A 15,521-nucleotide genomic window follows, 5' to 3' on the forward strand; every position below is an offset into this window, starting at 1 on the left:
TTCAACCTGCGATATAAATGGTCTTGAACAGGAATACGCCGGCGATACCCCAGATCATGCCGCTGACTTCCTTGTGCTTGCCGGTCAGCAGTTTCAACGCGGCGTAGCTGATGAAGCCCAGCGCCAGGCCGTTGGCGATCGAATAGGTGAATGGCATCACCAGCGCGGTGATTACGGCGGGAATGCTTTCCGTGGTTTCGCTCCAGTTGATTTCGGCCAGTTCGCGCAGCATCAGGCAGGCTACGAAGAACAGGGCGGGAGCGGTGGCGTAGGCCGGGACCACGCCGGCCAGCGGCGCGATGAACAGCGCGAGCAGGAACAGCACGGCGACGGTGACGGCGGTCAGGCCGGTGCGGCCGCCCGCTTGCACGCCGGCGGCGCTTTCGATGAAGGCGGTGGTGCTCGAGGTGCCCATTACCGAACCGGCGATGATGGCGCCGGAGTCGGCCAGCAGGGCCTTGTTCATGGTCGGCGGCAGCTTGCCGTCTTTCATCAGGCCAGCGCGCTGCGCCACGCCCATCAGGGTGCCGGTGGCGTCGAACAGCTCGACCAGGAAGAACACCAGCACCACGTTCAGCAGGCCGTGCGAGATGGCGCCGATGATGTCCAGCTTGAACACGGTCGGTTCGATCGATGGCGGCATGGAGACTACGCCGTTGAAGGTGTTCCCGGCAAAGAAGAACGACAGCACGGTCACGGTCATGATTCCGATCAGCAGGGCGCCCGTTACTTTCAGGCGGTCCAGCGCCACGATCACCAGGAAGCCGATGATGGCCAGGATGGGCGCCGGCTCGTGCAGGTTGCCCATGGTGACGAAGGTGGCCGGGCTGGAAACCACGATGCCCGAGTTCTTCAGCGAGATCAACGCCAGGAACAAGCCCACGCCGGCCGGGATGGCGGTGCGCAGCGAGGCCGGGATGGCGTTCATGATCTTCTCGCGCACGCGCAGCAGGCTCACCACCAGGAAGCAGCAGCCGGAGATGAACACCGCGCCCAGCGCCGCTTCCCAGGGGAAGCCCATGCCCTTGACGACGCCGTAGGCGAAGTAGGCGTTCAGGCCCATGCCGGGCGCCAGGCCAATCGGGAAATTGGCGTACAGGCCCATGATCAGGGTACCGATGGCCGCCGCCACGCAGGTGGCCACAAAGACGGCGTCTTTCGGCATGCCGGCGTCGCCGAGGATGGAGGGGTTGACGAAGATGATGTAAGCCATCGTCAGGAAGGTGGTAATGCCGGCCAATACCTCGGTGCGGACGTTGCTGCCGTTCTCACTGAGCTTGAAGTAGTTATCCAGGAAGTTCATGATGTTTGTCTCGTGTTTAGTTTTTATACGTCCGAAATTCCACTTCTTGCGAGTGGAAAAATATGACGTCCCGCGCTTTGGTTTTTGCGCTGCTTTCTTGTATCGTCGTCTATACGCTCCTTGTCAGCTTATTTGCTGCGGAATATTGGTTATCTGTTTTTCGGTATAGTCCGCATTGCTGCGTGCTGCCGCCTTCGGCCTGGCCTTGAAATGGCGCAGGAAGTCGAGCAGGATGCGGGCGGCCACGTCGGCGTCGTCGGCAGTCATCGTCTCCAGCGGGTTGTGGGAGATGCCGCCATTGCCGCAGCGGGTGAACAGCATGGCCACATCGGTAATGCGGGCCATCAGCATGGCGTCGTGGCCTGCGCCGGACGCGAGCTGGAATGCGGGGACGCCGGCCCGTTCGGTGGCGGCCGCAATCTGCTGCATGAGCCAGGGCGCGCAAGGCGCTGAACTGGCTGAAACGGTTGCTTCAACTTTGACATCAATGTGGCGCCGTTGACACACTTTCTCGATGCGCGCCAGGATGTCGGCCACCGCCGCGTCGCGCGCGGCGTCGTTGGCGGCGCGGATGTCGAGCGAAAAGCTGCACGCGCCGGGGATCACGTTGGTCGATCCGCCCGGCACCTGCAGCTGGCCGACGGTGCCCACCAGGGCCGATTCCAGCGCGCCCGGCTGGTGCGCGCCGCAGCGGTCCTCCACGTACAGCACGATCTCTGCGGCGGCGGCGGCGGCGTCCTTGCGCATGCCCATCGGGGTGGTGCCGGCGTGGCTGGCCACGCCCTTCATCTCGACCAGGAAGCGGCTGCTGCCGGCGATCGAGGTCACCACGCCCACCGGCAGGCCGCGGTCGAGCAGCACCGGGCCCTGTTCGATATGCACTTCCACATAACCCAGCAGGTCGGCCGGGTCGCGCGCGATGGCGGCGATGGTGTTGACGTCCTGTCCCGCCTCGGCCAGCACGTCGCGCAGCAGGATGCCGTCGCGGTCGCGCAGGTTCAGCAGGGCGGGGTCGAACTGGCCGATGACGGCGCTGCTGCCCAGGAAGGTGCTCTTGAAGCGCACCCCTTCCTCCTCCGAGAAGGCGATCACCTCGAAGTGGAAGGGCAGCGTCTCGCCGCGTTCGTGCAGCTGCTTGACCACGGCGATGGCGGTCAGGATGCCCTGGCGGCCGTCGTACTTGCCGCCGTTGCGCACCGTGTCGTAGTGCGAGCCGGTGAGCAGTGTGCGCGCCTGCGGGTCGGTCGACAGGTAGCGTCCCACCACGTTGCCCACCGCGTCGATGTGCGCGTGCATGCCCGCTTCGCGCATCCACTGCGCGATCTGCACCGCCGTGCTGCGGTGGGTCTGCGTCATGTAGGTGCAGGTCAGGCCTTGCGCGTCCTCGCTCAGTGCGCCGATCTGCTCGGCCCAGGCCATGATGGACTGGCCCATGGCCGGTTCATGCTGCAGCAGCGCGTTCAGGCGCATCTCGGCGATGCGGTTGATCTGGCGCAGCGCTTCGCGCGTCTCGTCTTCCACCTGGTTGCGCAGGCGGCGGCGGAACGCGGCGATGATGGCCTGGCGCGTCAGCCCCTGGCCGTCGGCGCCCTTCACCGCGATGATGAAGGGGAAGCTGAACTTGGTGTTGTAGGCGGCGTTCAGCTCCTGCAGCGCCGCGAACTCTTCTTCGCTGCACAGGTGCAGGCCGGCCTTGGCCTGCTCGCCGGTGGACTCGGGCGTCAGCTCGCCCGCCACCGCCGCCTTGCCTGCCAGCTCCGGGTGGGCGCGGATCAGGCCCAGCTGCTCGTCGCGCGTGGCGTCTGCCACCACCTTCTGCAAGGCCAGCTTCAATGCGTCCACGGTGCGGAAAGGGCGCTGCGCGGCGGCGCGCTGCGGTATCCACGGCGAATGTTCATACAGTCCGTGCAGCGTGGCGCTGAAATCCAGCACGTCGCAGGTGTTCAGTTGCTTCAGAGTCGTCATCGTGCATTCGGGCCGCCGTTCTATGGCGGCCCGCTCCATGTTGGGTGATCTGGGAGGTGGCGATTTGATAATAGATGCCCGGATGCCGGGACTTATATCGCGGTGCCGATAACGACTGTGCGCACCGGCTATAAACTACTTCACCAGCAGGCGCGCGGCCGTGCTGACTTGCGCGCGCAGCCATTTGTGCTCGGTGGCGTGGTGTGCGCGTTCGTGCCACAGCTGGTAGAAGCGCAGCGGAGGAAACTTCACCGGCACCTTGTACGACTTCAGCCCCAGCGTGTTCTCGTAGAAGCTGGCGAACTGCTGCCCCGCCGTCAGCACCAGGTCGGTCTGCGCCACGATGTAGGGCAGCATGCGGAAGTGCGCCGACTCCACCACGATGTTGCGCTCCATGTTCTGCTGCTCCAGGAAGGCGTCGATGTTGCCGTGGTAGCCGGGCAGGATCAGCGCCGGCGCCGCGTGCGGCAGGGTCAGATAGTCCTCGATGGTCATGCCGTCCTTCGGCGTGCGGCGCGCGTAGGCGCTGTTGGCGCGCATCAGGCACACGATGGGGTCGTCGAACAGCTTGGAGATGTGCAGGTGGTGCGGCGGTTCGTCCCAGTTTGCCACCACCAGGTCCAGTTCGCCGTCCGACAGCAGGCGCACGTAGTCGGCGTCCGGTCCCAGCGCGTGGATCACCAGGCGGCTCTTGGGCGACTCGCGCCGCACGCGGGCGATCACCTCGGTGAAGAACTGGGTGTTCATGTAGTCCGGCGCGGCGATGTGGAAGGTGCGCGCCTCCTCCTGCGGCACGAAGGCCGTCTTCGGGCTGAACAGGCTTTCGGTCTCGTCGAGGATGCGCTTGGCCGGCTTGAGCAGGCTCTCGCCGTGCTGCGTCGGCACCATGCCGCGCCCGCCGCGCACCAGTAGCGGATCGCCCGTCAGTTCGCGCAGCTTGCGCAGCGAGGCGGAGATGGAGGGCTGCGGCTGGTTCAGTTTCAGCGCCACGCGCGAGACGTTTTTCTCGCACAGCAGCAGGTAGAGAATGCGGATCAGGTGGATGTCCAGGTGTTCTGGCAAGCGTGACATATCGGTCTCCCAAGGTTGGATATTTAAACTTATGCATAACAGAGTCGCATATCCGGGCCTGTAACAGCTATAACGGGAAACGTATGCAAGTTATATGTGCAAGCGCAGGACTCGCGCCGCCAAGACCGCTATCGTTCCACCATCCCGGCAAGAGAGGAGACACTTTCCATGGCCGGGGGCAGGTTGATGGCCACAGGCCATCACGATCGTAGCGGCGGCAGGATAACGATCGTTCCGGAGGTGACAACCTCGCTCATCTGAAGTGCCCGCCAGAGGCAGATGAACAGACTAATTGGAAAATTCATGGAAGCTTTATTCGGATCGTATGGGGTGGAGTGGCTCAATCTGCTGGTACGCTGGCTGCATTTGATCACCGGCATAGCGTGGATCGGCGCTTCGTTTTACTTCGTCTGGCTGGACAACTCGATCCGGCCGCCCAAGCCGGGCAGCCCGCTGGCCAAGGCCGGCGTCTCGGGTGAACTGTGGGCCGTGCATGGCGGCGGCTTCTACAACCCGCAAAAATACCTGGTGGCCCCGGCAGAACTGCCGTCCGACCTGCACTGGTTCAAATGGGAAGCGTATGCGACCTGGCTGAGCGGCTTTGCGATGCTGTTCATCGTCTACTACTTCAACGCCTCGGCGATGATGATCGATAAAAACGTGGCCGACCTGTCGTCCATGCAAGCTGTGGCCGTGGGCCTGGGCACATTGGCAGGCGGCTGGATCGTCTACGACCTGCTGTGCAAGTCGCCGCTGGGCGAAAAGCCTGCCGTGCTGGGTAGTGTGCTGTTCGTGCTGATCGTCGCTGCGGCCTATGTGTTGACGCACACCCTGAGCGGCCGCGCTGCCTACATTCACATTGGCGCCATGATTGGCACCATGATGGTGGGTAACGTGCTGTTCGTGATCATCCCCGGCCAGCGCAAGTTGGTGGAAGCGATGGAGAAGGGCCAGTCGCCCGACCCGATCTACGGCAAGCGCGCCAAGGTGCGTTCGGTGCACAACAACTACTTCACGCTGCCTGTGCTGCTGATCATGATCAGCAACCACTACGCGATGACCTACAGCCACGCCTACAGCTGGCTGATCCTGGGCGCCATCATGGCTGCCGGCGTGCTGATCCGCCACTTCTTCAACCTGCGCCATGCCGGCCGCGTCTCGCTGGGCTATCCGGTTGCCGGCGTGATCCTGCTGGTGGCCGTGGCGATCGCCATCGCTCCGGCGCCGCGCAAGACGATCGCGGCGCAGCCGGCTGCCGCCACTGCCGCCGATGGCCACGGCCATGGCGCCGAGGGGGCAGCACCGAGCGCCGCCGACGTCGCCCGCTCCGGCCACGACATCAACACCGTGCAGCAAGTGATGATCGCCCGCTGCGCATCGTGCCACTCGGCCCAGCCCACGCAAGCCGGCTTCGCTTCGCCTCCGGGCGGCGTGATGCTCGACACGCCCGAGCAGACCAAGCAGCACGCCGCCAAGATCTACCAGCGTGCCGTGCAGAACAAGGACATGCCGCTGGCGAACATGACGCAGATGACCGACGCCGAACGCCAGCTGATTGGCGCCTGGTTCGAGTCCGGCGCGAACTGACCCGCACACAAGAAGGAATGACTATGACTACCGAAACTACCGTCATCATTGATGGCTTCAACCTGACTGCGGAGCAGGTGATCGCCGTGGCGCGCGCGCCGCACGCCAAAGTGGAATTGGCCGCGTCTTCGCGCGCGGCGCTGAAGGAAAGCCGCGACTACATCGAATCGACCTGGATGCACGACGAAGCGCCGATGATGTACAGCTTTAACACCGGCGTCGGGCTGCTGAAGGACACCCGCATCAAGGTCGAGCACATCGAACTGTTCCAGACTCAGCTGATCATGGCCCACAGCGGCGGCATCGGCGAGCCGTTCTCGGAAGAAGTGAGCCGCGCCACCATGCTGCTGCGCGCGAACGCGTTCGCGTCCAACTATTCGGCGCCACGCGTGGAAGTGGTGGATCGCCTGCTGGCCTTCATCAACGCCGGCATCCATCCGGTCATGCCGCAGAAGGGTTCCGTCGGCGCGTCCGGCGACCTGGCCCCGCTGGCCTACCTGGCAGCGGCCATCGCCGGCTTTGACGAAGCCGAAGTGATGTACGACGGCAAGCGCATGTCGGCGCCGGAAGCCATCACCAAGTCCGAAATCGGCCCGGTGAAATTCGACCTGAAAGCCAAGGACGCCTCGGCGCTGATCAACGGCTGCACCGCCTCGCTGGCGGTGGCCGTACTGGCCACCGACGACGCGCGCAACCTGCTGACCGACGCCTGCCTGTCGCTGGGCCTGACGCTGGAAGCGATGCGCGCCGAGATGGCCGCGTTCGACCCGCGCATCCAGCAGGCGCGCCCGCACCCGGGCCAGATCAAGACCGCCAAGGTGGTGCGCAAGCTGCTCAAGGGTTCCACCCGCACCACGCACGAAGCGCGCGCCGTGCAGTTCCCGGACGAGCTGCGCCGCACCGACATCCCGTACACGGCCCGCATCCAGGACGTGTACTCGCTGCGCTGCACGCCGCAGGTGTACGGTCCCGTGTTCGACGCGCTGGACTACATCGACACCATCGTCAAGAACGAGATCAACTCGGCCACCGACAACCCGCTGATCTTCGGCAAGGACGGCGGCGGTTTCGAGATCATCTCGGGCGGTAACTTCCACGGCCAGTACCTGGCGCAGGCGATGGACTTGCTGGCCATGGCCATCACGGACCTGGGCAGCATCTGCGAGCGCCGTGTGGCGCGCCTGATCGACCCGACCTTGTCGTGGGGCCTGCCGCGCAACCTGATGAGCGGCATCCGCGGCGTGAACACCGGCTACCCGGTGGTGCAATGCTCGCTGAGCTCACTGGTGATGGAAAACCGCACCCTGAGCATGCCGGGCAGCGTGGACAGCATTCCGTCCAAGGGCAACAGTGAAGACCACATCTCGAACTCGACCTGGTGCGCCCGCAAGGCCGCGACGGTGGTGCAGAACACCCAGTACATTATTGGTGTAGAGATGCTGCTGGCCGCGCAGGCGCTGACCATGACCGAAGACCTGTTGCCGGGCTTCCAGCTGGGCGAAGGCACGCAGGCCGCGTATGACGAGATCCGCAAGCAGATCCCGGCCTGCCTGGACGGCGACCGCTGGTTCCACAACGACATCCAGGTCGCTCACTCCTTCGTCACCAGCGGTTCGGTGCGCGAAGCGGTGGTCAGCAAGATCGGCGAGTTCGTCTAAGTCCGGCTGGCGACAAGCAGCCGCAGGGCGGGTTAGGTCAGGGCGCAGCCCTGGCTGTAACCCGCCGTTCCCCCGCAGCGCGCAACTGCGCCAGCACCGCCGCCAGATCCACGATCCGGCCCGCCCGCACTGCATTCACCACCTCCAGCGCCGCATTGACCGCAGCGGCAGCAATCCTCTCCATCCGGTGCGGCAGCACCAGGCGATAGCGCCCCGGCATGCGCGGCAATGCGCCGACAAAGCCCACCGTCACGTCGCTGCCCGCGAGCCGCTGCAACTCGAGCGTGACCGCCTGAATCAGCCGCGCCAACTGAAAATGTCCGGTGGGCGCCGCCTCGGCATCCACCGGCCCTATGACATTGATCAGCCGCTCCAGGCGCGGCAGATTTCCCAGCACGCGTTTCAACTTCGCCGCAGTCGATCGCACGTCGGCCGGCGACGCGGAAGCGTCATCCAGCTCAAGGATGCTGAGCAGGCAAGGATGGTTGGAATAGCGATTTTGGCTGGAGATAAAGCGTTGATCGATGATTTTCATGCATAAACCCTGGTAACTGAAGCAGGCCACATTATGCAAACGCCAAGATGCAAGCCACATCGGCGCACCCCCTGCCTCGATGTAAGACCAGACTGACACGCCGGCTTGTGGCAATATTACCTTTCATTCAATTCCCTCCGCTTGCCATGCGCTTTGCCCTCGCCATCATGCTGCTCTTCCATGCCCGCGCCTACGCAGCAATCGACTGCAGCGCACTCGAGACCCGGCTGAGCGACATGGCGAGCGCCGACCAGCGCGTACGCCGCGAACATCAGCAACTGTCCGCCGACCCGAACCGCACGCCGCTACAGCAGGAAGACCTCGACCAGCGCTGGCACCGCATCGATGGCGCCAACACGGCAGAGCTAAAAGCAATCCTGGCGGCGTGCGGCTGGCCGCCAGGCGAGCAGGCCAGCCATCTAGCGTGGCTGCTTGCTCAGCATGCGGACAAAGACCGGGCATTGCAGCGCACAGCAAGGAATTTGCTGGAGTCGGCTGTCAAGAAGGGCGTCGCTGCACCGCGCGATCTGGCCTATCTGGCTGACCGTATCGCCACAGCCGAGGGCCGGCCGCAGGAATACGGCACGCAGTTCACCATGCCGGACCGTTGCACGCTCACCATGCTGCCGGTCGACAGTATCGACCAGGTGAACCGGCGCCGGCGGACCCTGGGCATGCAAAGCATTGAAGAGTATGAGGCGGAAGGCCGCAAGCGGCTCATCCCGGCCGATTGCCCTGCGCCTGAATGAGCGAAATGCAAAACGGGCCGGCACTTTGCAGTACCGGCCCGTTCTTTATGCGGCTAGCGGCTTACAGGCAGCAGGCCAGCATCTTCAGGCAGCACTCGATGCTCGCGCAGCAGTCCATATTGGCAGCGAAAGCGACAGCGGAAGTGGCCAGCAGGGCTGCGGCGGCAGCGCTCTTGATTGCGATGGATTTCATGGTGGGTTCCTTGAGAAAGTTGAAAAGAAGTTTGCGGAGCGGTCCGTATTCAGTCGGGCGGCGTCCAGACTTCTTTCATCTGCAAGGGGAGGTCGATCGTAGCGGGTTCGGGAAACACCGTTATTACCGCCGGCGACGGCAATGGCGCTAATTCGCCGCCGAGCATCGGCTGCACCGACGGCATGCAGCCCATCGTGGCGCACACCGCCGGAGGACAGGCTTCGTCGCAGCAGGTCTGCACCGGCTCAGCACCGGCCAGTGCGGTCTGCAGCGCGAAGAACAGCATGAGCAGGAGGAAACGGATAGTACGCATACGGAGATTGTAGCGCGATTTCGCTTTCAGGTACCGGGCGGGCGCGTCATCAGCCAGTAATCGGCACCGGTGACCGGCTCGAAGAACTTCGCCGCCACCTGGTAGCCCTGGCGCCGATAGAAAGGCAGGCTGCGTTCGTTGAACGTTTCCAGGAAGCTGACGGCGCCGGCACGGTCGGCTGCCGCCAGTCCGTGGGAGAGCAAGCGCGTGCCGAGCCCGCCGCTTTGCGCATCGGGCCGGACACCTGCGATCGACAGATACCAGGCGGACGACAAGCCGTGCGGCGCCAGGTTGGCCTCCATATTGGTGACGATGGCCTGGAAATTGGCATAGCCCTGTGCTCCCAGCAGTACGGCCAGTTCGCGTTCGCGCGCGGCGTAGGCATCGGCTTTGCGCGCGGCGTCGCCAAGAACGCTCCAGATGGCGGCACCGCTGCCTTCCGCACCGGCCAGATCGACACGGCCAGCCTGCTCGCCCTCGATCAGCGCCAGCTCAACGTAGCGCGCCAGCAGCTGTCGCACGCCGCCCGCAACGCAGACCGACACGTAGAAAGGATCATCGGCCAGCGCCTCGGCCACGCCGGCGCCGTACATGGCGCGCTCAATATCAGTCAGCATTTCTCATATTTCCAGTTGCGGGACTTGCCCTCCGCTATCCATTCTACCGCCTGCTCCAGGCGGCGCTGGCGTGTCGCCTCGGTCCTGGCTTCCTCCATCCATTCCACATAGTCACGCCTCTTGCTGGTGCTGAACGCATTGAAATGGTCCAGCGCAGGCGGCTGCCGGGACAGCGCCTCGGCCAGGTCGTCCGGTACCACCAGTTCGCGCGGCGCGGCAGGCTTGGCGCGCGCGGGTGCTTTCACGCCTTCATCGTTCAGCTTCATCGCCTTTTTGATATAGGACTCCAGCGCCTTCTTCGGCGGCAGGTCCCCGATCGACGCGAGGCGGCCGAATTGTCCCATGGCCTCCCTGGTCTTCGCATCGCCCGCCTCAACGAGCAACTCGCCTTTCCAGAAGCCGAACGTGCAATGCGCCTTGAACGACGCCATGCTGCACAACATTCCGTTGTACTGGAAATGCGGGAAGCTCCACTTCATGGTCTCCTCCACGTCGGGGCAAGCCGCATGCACCACGGCGCGCAAATGCGCCAGGATGGGCTTGGCGAACTCGGCGGACTTGGCGATATAGGCGTCGACGCGCGGATCCAGGGTGGGCATGGCAACTCTCGGTGACTTTCGGTAAAGAGCAATATAACCACGCGAGTCCGATTTCTCAAGGTGCATTTGCGGCTGCGGCAGCTCCGGCGGTCCGCCGGCGCACCTGATATGCTAGCGGGCCGGCTAATGTCTGAAAGGGATACGGATGCGCTTCATTGACGTACAGTGGCTACACGCGGATATGGATGACCCGCTCCGGCTGGTTTCGGAAATCGACGGCAACGGGCATGAAACGCGGAAGCTGGAGTTCTTCAGAAACGGCAGCGTGGGTTTCGCCTCGGGCGAGGCAAGCTCGCTGGGCGTTGTACTGGGAACCGTTCCCGTTCCGTCTTTGGACGAAATCAATGCCAGCGATGACTTTGACGGCGTCGAACTCAGCCGGCTGGAGTTTGAGTCCCTGTGGGCGCAATACGGGCGCGGCTAAATACGGGTGCGCCTGGATACTGGCCGCTACCGCGGCAAAGGCGGTAGCGGCCGGGTGGCAGTTAGAAGTGGTACTCGGCCCGGACCATCGGGGTCTTGGCAGTGGCGCCTGGCACCTTGTGCGGCGTGCCGAACTTGTTGCGCCAGTACTGGTATTCCAGGCCCACGCGCAGGGTGTTGGGCTTCATGCCGGCGGCGCCGCTCAGGTCATACATGATCTGCGCGTCGAAGTTGATTTCCGGCGCGGTCGGGCCGCCGAATTCGTTCTTGCCCTTGTGGCCGATCCAGTTGGTGTAGCCTTCGAACGACCAGCCCGACTTGCCCAGCGGGATACCCCACGATGCGTTCAGCAATGCATGCGTGTCGTAGCTGTAGCGGCTGGACACGCCCAGCGGATGGTTGCTTTCCCAGACCGCCAGCAGGCTCACGTTCAGGAAGCCCGGCACGTCCAGCATCAGCGTAGGACCGGCCACTACCATGTGCTTTTTCGAGTCATAGCTGTGGTCGTTCTTGGTGTTCCAGTCGAAACCGGCAGTGAAGCCCAGGCCGCGTACCGGGCCATACTTGAATTCCTTGCCCGTCACTTTGCCCAGGTCCAGCGTGTGGCGGTACAGCACGTAGGCTTCCTGCGCATTGGCGTCGTCGCCGTCCGAGTTCAGGAAGTCCACGTTGAAGTAGTTGCTGCCGTACTTGTAGCCGCTGGCGTGCGTCACGTTCAGGATGTGCTTTTCCAGGTCCTTGGTGTTGTACGGCTCGGCGAACCTGGTGCCGTAGCGGTAGCCGATGGAGGTGTCGCTCCAGTCGGCCGCGCTGGCCTGCTGCATGCCCGTGGCGAAAGCCAGAACGGCCACTGCGCCGGCGGCGCCTACTCGAAATGCGTTCATATTGCGTCTCCCTCTTTATTGTATTGGAGGCCCGATTATGTCCGCCGGTGTCATGGTTGTTATCCGTTGCCGCGTATATCCGCCAGTACTGTGCCGTATATGATTTTCATACAGGAGTTCCTGTTTCAACCCTATAAAGAAAGCGAGACACTATGGGCAAGCTGAGTACACACGTTTTGGACATCACGCAGGGCAAGCCTGGCGCAGGCGTACAGGTAAGGCTGTACCGCGTGGACGGCGGCGAGAAAGTGTTGTTAAAGGCAGACACCACCAACCAGGACGGCCGCTGCGAGCAGCCTTTGCTGTTCGGCGATGAAGTCCAGATCGGCAAATACGAACTGGTGTTCGGCGCCGGTGACTACTTCGCAGCGCAAGGCGTGGCCGTGCCGACGCCGCGCTTCATCGATGAAGTGGTGATCGCATTCGGCATAGCGGACGCGGGCCAGAATTACCATGTGCCTATCGTGGTGTCGCCCTGGGCTTACTCGACGTACCGCGGCAGCTAAGGAAGGACTTCGCCGTCAAAACAGGACGTCTCCAGTAGCTGCAAGGCCGGAGACGCACTGGCGATGGCGGCCTTCAGCGCGGGCAGCGTCTGGAACACCAGCGCGTCCGCCGTCACCGTGCGGCGCATTTCTTCGCGCGTGCCGCCCATGGCTGCGGGCTTGCGCCGCGCCGGCCAGTCAACGCCATACACTTTTGGATGCAGCACCGGCGGCGCGGTTGACGCCAGCGCCACGTAGCTTGCTCCGGCGTTGCGCGCCAGCTGCACCACCTCCCGGCCGCTCGCGCCATCCACGATGGCGTCTTCCACCAGCAGCATGCGCTTGCCCTTGAATTCGGCCCCAATGGCGTTCAGCCGCTGGCTCACCGCGCGCCGGGCCGGGCCGGCCGGCAGCTCGAAGCTGCGGCCGGGATAGCGGTGCTGGATAAAACCCTCGCGATAGTCGATGGCCAGCTTGAGCGCCAGCTGGATGGCCGCGGGGCGCGAGATGTCATCCACCGGCATCACGACGTCGATGGCGGAGGCATCGAGTTCGCTGCGCACCTGTTCGGCCAGCAGTTCGCCCAGTTTCAGGCGCGCCGCATAGACCGAGGCGCCGTCGATCACCGAGTCCGGCCGCGCCAGGCTGACAAATTCGAATGCGCTGGGGCGCGCGGCAGGGACGGGCGCTTGCGAGCCGGCCACCAGCTGGCGTGCCGACAGCGTGCCGGCCGCGCCGATGAAGACCGCCTCGCCCGGCGCCACGTCGCGCAGGAAGCGGAAACCCATGCCGTCCAAGGCTACCGACTCGCTGGCCAGCATATACTCGGTTCTCCCGCCAGACCCGCGCGCCCCTAGGCACAAGGGGCGCACGCCGAGCGGGTCGCGGAACGCCAGCAAGCCCTGGCCCGCGATCTGCGCCACCGCCGCATACGAACCCTGGACGCGCGCCTGCAGCGCTGCGACGGCTGCGAACAGCGCGTCCGCAGAGAAGCTCGCACCCTGGCTGGCCGCGTGCAATTCATGGGCCAGTACGTTCAGCAGCACTTCTGCATCGGAGGCGGTGTTCATATGGCGGCGGCCGGCCACCGACAGTTCGGCGCGCAGGGCGTCGCCGTTGCTAAGCCAGCCGTTTTGCGCCAGCGTGATGCCGAAGGGCGCGTTCACATAGAAAGGCTGTGCCTCCTCGTCGCACGAGGGGCCATAGGCAGCGCAACTGCAATGGCCGATGCCCGCGTTGCCGCGCAGTGAGCGCATATTTCGGGTGCGGAAAACATCCGTCACCAGGCCGTTCGCCTTGTGCATGGCGAACACGCTGTCGTTGTCGGTAGCGATGCCTGCGGCCTGCTGGCCGCGATGCTGCAGCAACAGCAGCGCATCGTAAATGGTTTGATTTGCAGGGGCGTGCGTAACCACGCCGACGATGCCACACATGGTCGGACTCCTCGAAATTACAAGCGAGACAGTAGCGCGCAACGCCGCAGGGCAGGCGGGCGCCGCATGCATAGCGCCCATAACCGCAGCGATATGAAACCGCGCATACCGGGTGATAGCCTCTCATGGCATGTGGTCAGAGTTCGTCTAACCCTGCCGCCCTACATCCAACTACCCAAGCAATCATGAACAAAATACCAAATGAGACAAGCGTAAAGGCCTTTCGCGCCAGCATCCTGCACTTTATCGCCGACCCGGCGTTCAGCGACCAGGCCCACCGCTGGCATGAAGACGGCCTGCTGGTGATCCAGGACGGCCGCGTACAAGTGGCAGGCGACTACGAGCAGCTCAAGAACACGCTCCCGGACGGCACGCTGGTGCGCGACTATCGCGGCAAGATCATCATGCCCGGCTTCATCGACACCCACATCCACTACCCGCAGACCGACATGATCGCCTCGCCGGCGCCCGGCTTGCTGCCATGGCTGGACACCTACACCTTCCCGACCGAGCGCCAGTTCAAGGACCCCGAGCATGCGCGCGGCGTGGCCGACTTCTTCCTCGACGAGCTGCTGCGCTGCGGCACCACCACCGCAATGGTCTACTGCACCGTGCATCCGGAATCGGTGGACGCGTTCTTCGGCGCCAGCGAACAGCGCAACCTGCGCATGGCGGCCGGCAAGGTGATGATGGACCGGAACTGTCCCGACTTCCTGCAGGACACCGCCGAGAGCGGCGCGCGCGAGAGCGAAGAGCTGATCAAGCGCTGGCACAACAAGGGCCGCAACATGTACGCGCTCACGCCGCGCTTCGCGCCCACCTCCACCGAGGCGCAGTTGCAGCTGGCGGGCGAGCTGGCGCAAGCCTACCCGGACACCTTCGTGCAGACCCACGTTGCCGAGAACACCGACGAAGTGGCGTGGGTGAAGTCCCTGTTCCCGAAAGCGCGCAGCTACCTGGACGTGTACGACAAGTACGGCATGCTGCGTCCGCGCTCCATGTACGCGCACTGTATCTGGCTCGACAACGAAGACCGCGCGCGCATGGCCGCCACAGGCGCCGCCGTGTCGATGTGCGCCACGTCCAACCTGTTCCTGGGCAGCGGCCTGTTCGACTTCGCCGGGGCCGACAAGGCCAAGGTAGCCCTGTCGCTGGCGACCGACGTCGGTGGCGGCACCTCGTTCTCGATGCTGCAAACGATGAACGAGACCTACAAAGTAGCGCGCATGGGCGGCACCTACATGCCCGCGCTGCGCATGTTCTACCTGGCCACGCTGGGCGGCGCGCGCAGCATGCAGCTGGAAGGCACGATAGGCAATTTCGTGGCCGGCGCCGAGGCCGACTTCATCGTGCTCGACCCGAAAGCCACGCCGCTGCTCGAACGCCGCAGCACGCGCACCAACAGCCTGGAAGAGCTGCTGTTCGCGCTGGCCCTGCTGGGCGACGACCGCGCCATCAGCGCCACCTACGCGGCCGGCAAGCAAGTCCACCAGCGCGGAGAGTAAAGAAAAAAAAGCCGGCAAACGCCGGCTTTGTCGAATCAGTTGCAGTCCATCAAAATGGGGTCAGGGTTAATTATTTTTGCAATATTAACCCTGACCCCATTTTGTTTTCGCCCGCGCCGACGGTAGGCAAGTCAACCAGCGTGGCGAGTAACCACCCAAGCCGGCGCGAGCCGGCTCTTTCCATGCTGTTGCATCTCGTAA

The 15,521-nt window shown here is 64.0% G+C and carries 16 protein-coding genes; 6 read left to right on the forward strand and 10 right to left on the reverse strand.

Going from position 1 to position 15,521, the window contains the following annotated elements; translation table 11 throughout:
* Position 1: 1 nt before the first annotated feature.
* From AC6H42_RS32885 to AC6H42_RS32895, 3 genes are all read right to left on the reverse strand, one after another.
* Complete coding sequence (locus AC6H42_RS32885; RefSeq protein WP_057155524.1) at positions 2 to 1,303, reverse strand: NCS2 family permease; 1,302 nt, start codon at positions 1,301 to 1,303, stop codon at positions 2 to 4.
* Positions 1,304 to 1,426: 123 nt separating this feature from the next.
* A complete protein-coding gene (locus tag AC6H42_RS32890) occupies positions 1,427 to 3,268 on the reverse strand; it encodes an allantoate amidohydrolase (RefSeq protein WP_082551825.1) in 1,842 nt (613 codons plus the stop codon).
* A 135-nt stretch (positions 3,269 to 3,403) separates the two neighbouring features.
* Positions 3,404 to 4,339, reverse strand: a complete 936-nt coding sequence (locus AC6H42_RS32895; protein ID WP_057155523.1) for a LysR family transcriptional regulator — start codon at positions 4,337 to 4,339, stop codon at positions 3,404 to 3,406.
* A gap of 303 nt (positions 4,340 to 4,642) precedes the next feature.
* Here AC6H42_RS32895 and AC6H42_RS32900 point away from each other — a divergent pair, with 303 nt between their 5' ends.
* On the forward strand, positions 4,643 to 5,926 hold the full coding sequence (locus AC6H42_RS32900; protein ID WP_497549921.1) for a urate hydroxylase PuuD: 1,284 nt from the start codon (positions 4,643 to 4,645) through the stop codon (positions 5,924 to 5,926).
* 23 nt (positions 5,927 to 5,949) lie between these two features.
* Positions 5,950 to 7,584: an HAL/PAL/TAL family ammonia-lyase gene (locus tag AC6H42_RS32905; protein ID WP_497549922.1), complete on the forward strand. Its 1,635-nt coding sequence runs from the start codon at positions 5,950 to 5,952 to the stop codon at positions 7,582 to 7,584.
* Positions 7,585 to 7,621: 37 nt separating this feature from the next.
* On the opposite strand, the gene AC6H42_RS32910 is transcribed toward AC6H42_RS32905, so the two are convergent.
* Positions 7,622 to 8,119, reverse strand: a complete 498-nt coding sequence (locus AC6H42_RS32910) for a cyanophycin synthetase family protein (RefSeq protein WP_057155520.1) — start codon at positions 8,117 to 8,119, stop codon at positions 7,622 to 7,624.
* Between the two features lie 146 nt (positions 8,120 to 8,265).
* Here AC6H42_RS32910 and AC6H42_RS32915 point away from each other — a divergent pair, with 146 nt between their 5' ends.
* On the forward strand, positions 8,266 to 8,868 hold the full coding sequence (locus tag AC6H42_RS32915) for a DUF6624 domain-containing protein (RefSeq protein WP_497549923.1): 603 nt from the start codon (positions 8,266 to 8,268) through the stop codon (positions 8,866 to 8,868).
* 61 nt (positions 8,869 to 8,929) lie between these two features.
* On the opposite strand, the gene AC6H42_RS32920 is transcribed toward AC6H42_RS32915, so the two are convergent.
* The 4 genes from AC6H42_RS32920 to AC6H42_RS32935 are packed head-to-tail and all read right to left on the reverse strand — an operon-like array spanning position 8,930 to position 10,590.
* Positions 8,930 to 9,061: a hypothetical protein gene (locus AC6H42_RS32920; RefSeq protein ID WP_267877828.1), complete on the reverse strand. Its 132-nt coding sequence runs from the start codon at positions 9,059 to 9,061 to the stop codon at positions 8,930 to 8,932.
* A gap of 49 nt (positions 9,062 to 9,110) precedes the next feature.
* A complete protein-coding gene (locus AC6H42_RS32925) occupies positions 9,111 to 9,374 on the reverse strand; it encodes a hypothetical protein (protein WP_057155518.1) in 264 nt (87 codons plus the stop codon).
* Between the two features lie 26 nt (positions 9,375 to 9,400).
* Positions 9,401 to 9,991, reverse strand: a complete 591-nt coding sequence (locus AC6H42_RS32930) for a GNAT family N-acetyltransferase (RefSeq protein WP_497549924.1) — start codon at positions 9,989 to 9,991, stop codon at positions 9,401 to 9,403.
* On the reverse strand, positions 9,985 to 10,590 hold the full coding sequence (locus AC6H42_RS32935; RefSeq protein ID WP_057155516.1) for a YdeI/OmpD-associated family protein: 606 nt from the start codon (positions 10,588 to 10,590) through the stop codon (positions 9,985 to 9,987). Before AC6H42_RS32935 ends, AC6H42_RS32930 begins: the two co-directional genes overlap by 7 nt.
* Before the next feature lie 145 nt (positions 10,591 to 10,735).
* Here AC6H42_RS32935 and AC6H42_RS32940 point away from each other — a divergent pair, with 145 nt between their 5' ends.
* Positions 10,736 to 11,014, forward strand: a complete 279-nt coding sequence (locus AC6H42_RS32940; protein ID WP_497549925.1) for a DUF6881 domain-containing protein — start codon at positions 10,736 to 10,738, stop codon at positions 11,012 to 11,014.
* Positions 11,015 to 11,075: 61 nt separating this feature from the next.
* Here the strand turns inward: AC6H42_RS32940 and AC6H42_RS32945 are convergent, their stop codons facing one another.
* The gene (locus AC6H42_RS32945; protein ID WP_057155514.1) at positions 11,076 to 11,897 is read right to left on the reverse strand and encodes a hypothetical protein; all 822 of its coding nucleotides are present in this window, start codon (positions 11,895 to 11,897) and stop codon (positions 11,076 to 11,078) included.
* 152 nt (positions 11,898 to 12,049) lie between these two features.
* Here AC6H42_RS32945 and uraH point away from each other — a divergent pair, with 152 nt between their 5' ends.
* Positions 12,050 to 12,403, forward strand: coding sequence for a hydroxyisourate hydrolase (uraH, locus tag AC6H42_RS32950; protein ID WP_497549926.1), 354 nt, complete (start codon positions 12,050 to 12,052; stop codon positions 12,401 to 12,403).
* Here uraH and purF read toward each other — a convergent pair.
* The gene (gene purF, locus AC6H42_RS32955; protein WP_497549927.1) at positions 12,400 to 13,815 is read right to left on the reverse strand and encodes an amidophosphoribosyltransferase; all 1,416 of its coding nucleotides are present in this window, start codon (positions 13,813 to 13,815) and stop codon (positions 12,400 to 12,402) included. The two genes, uraH and purF, sit on opposite strands and share 4 nt — an antisense overlap.
* Before the next feature lie 185 nt (positions 13,816 to 14,000).
* Between purF and guaD the strand changes: the two genes are divergently transcribed.
* On the forward strand, positions 14,001 to 15,320 hold the full coding sequence (gene guaD / locus AC6H42_RS32960; RefSeq protein WP_497549928.1) for a guanine deaminase: 1,320 nt from the start codon (positions 14,001 to 14,003) through the stop codon (positions 15,318 to 15,320).
* Positions 15,321 to 15,521 lie beyond the last annotated feature (201 nt).

It is taken from the genome of Massilia sp. NBRC 108631 (assembly GCF_059704565.1).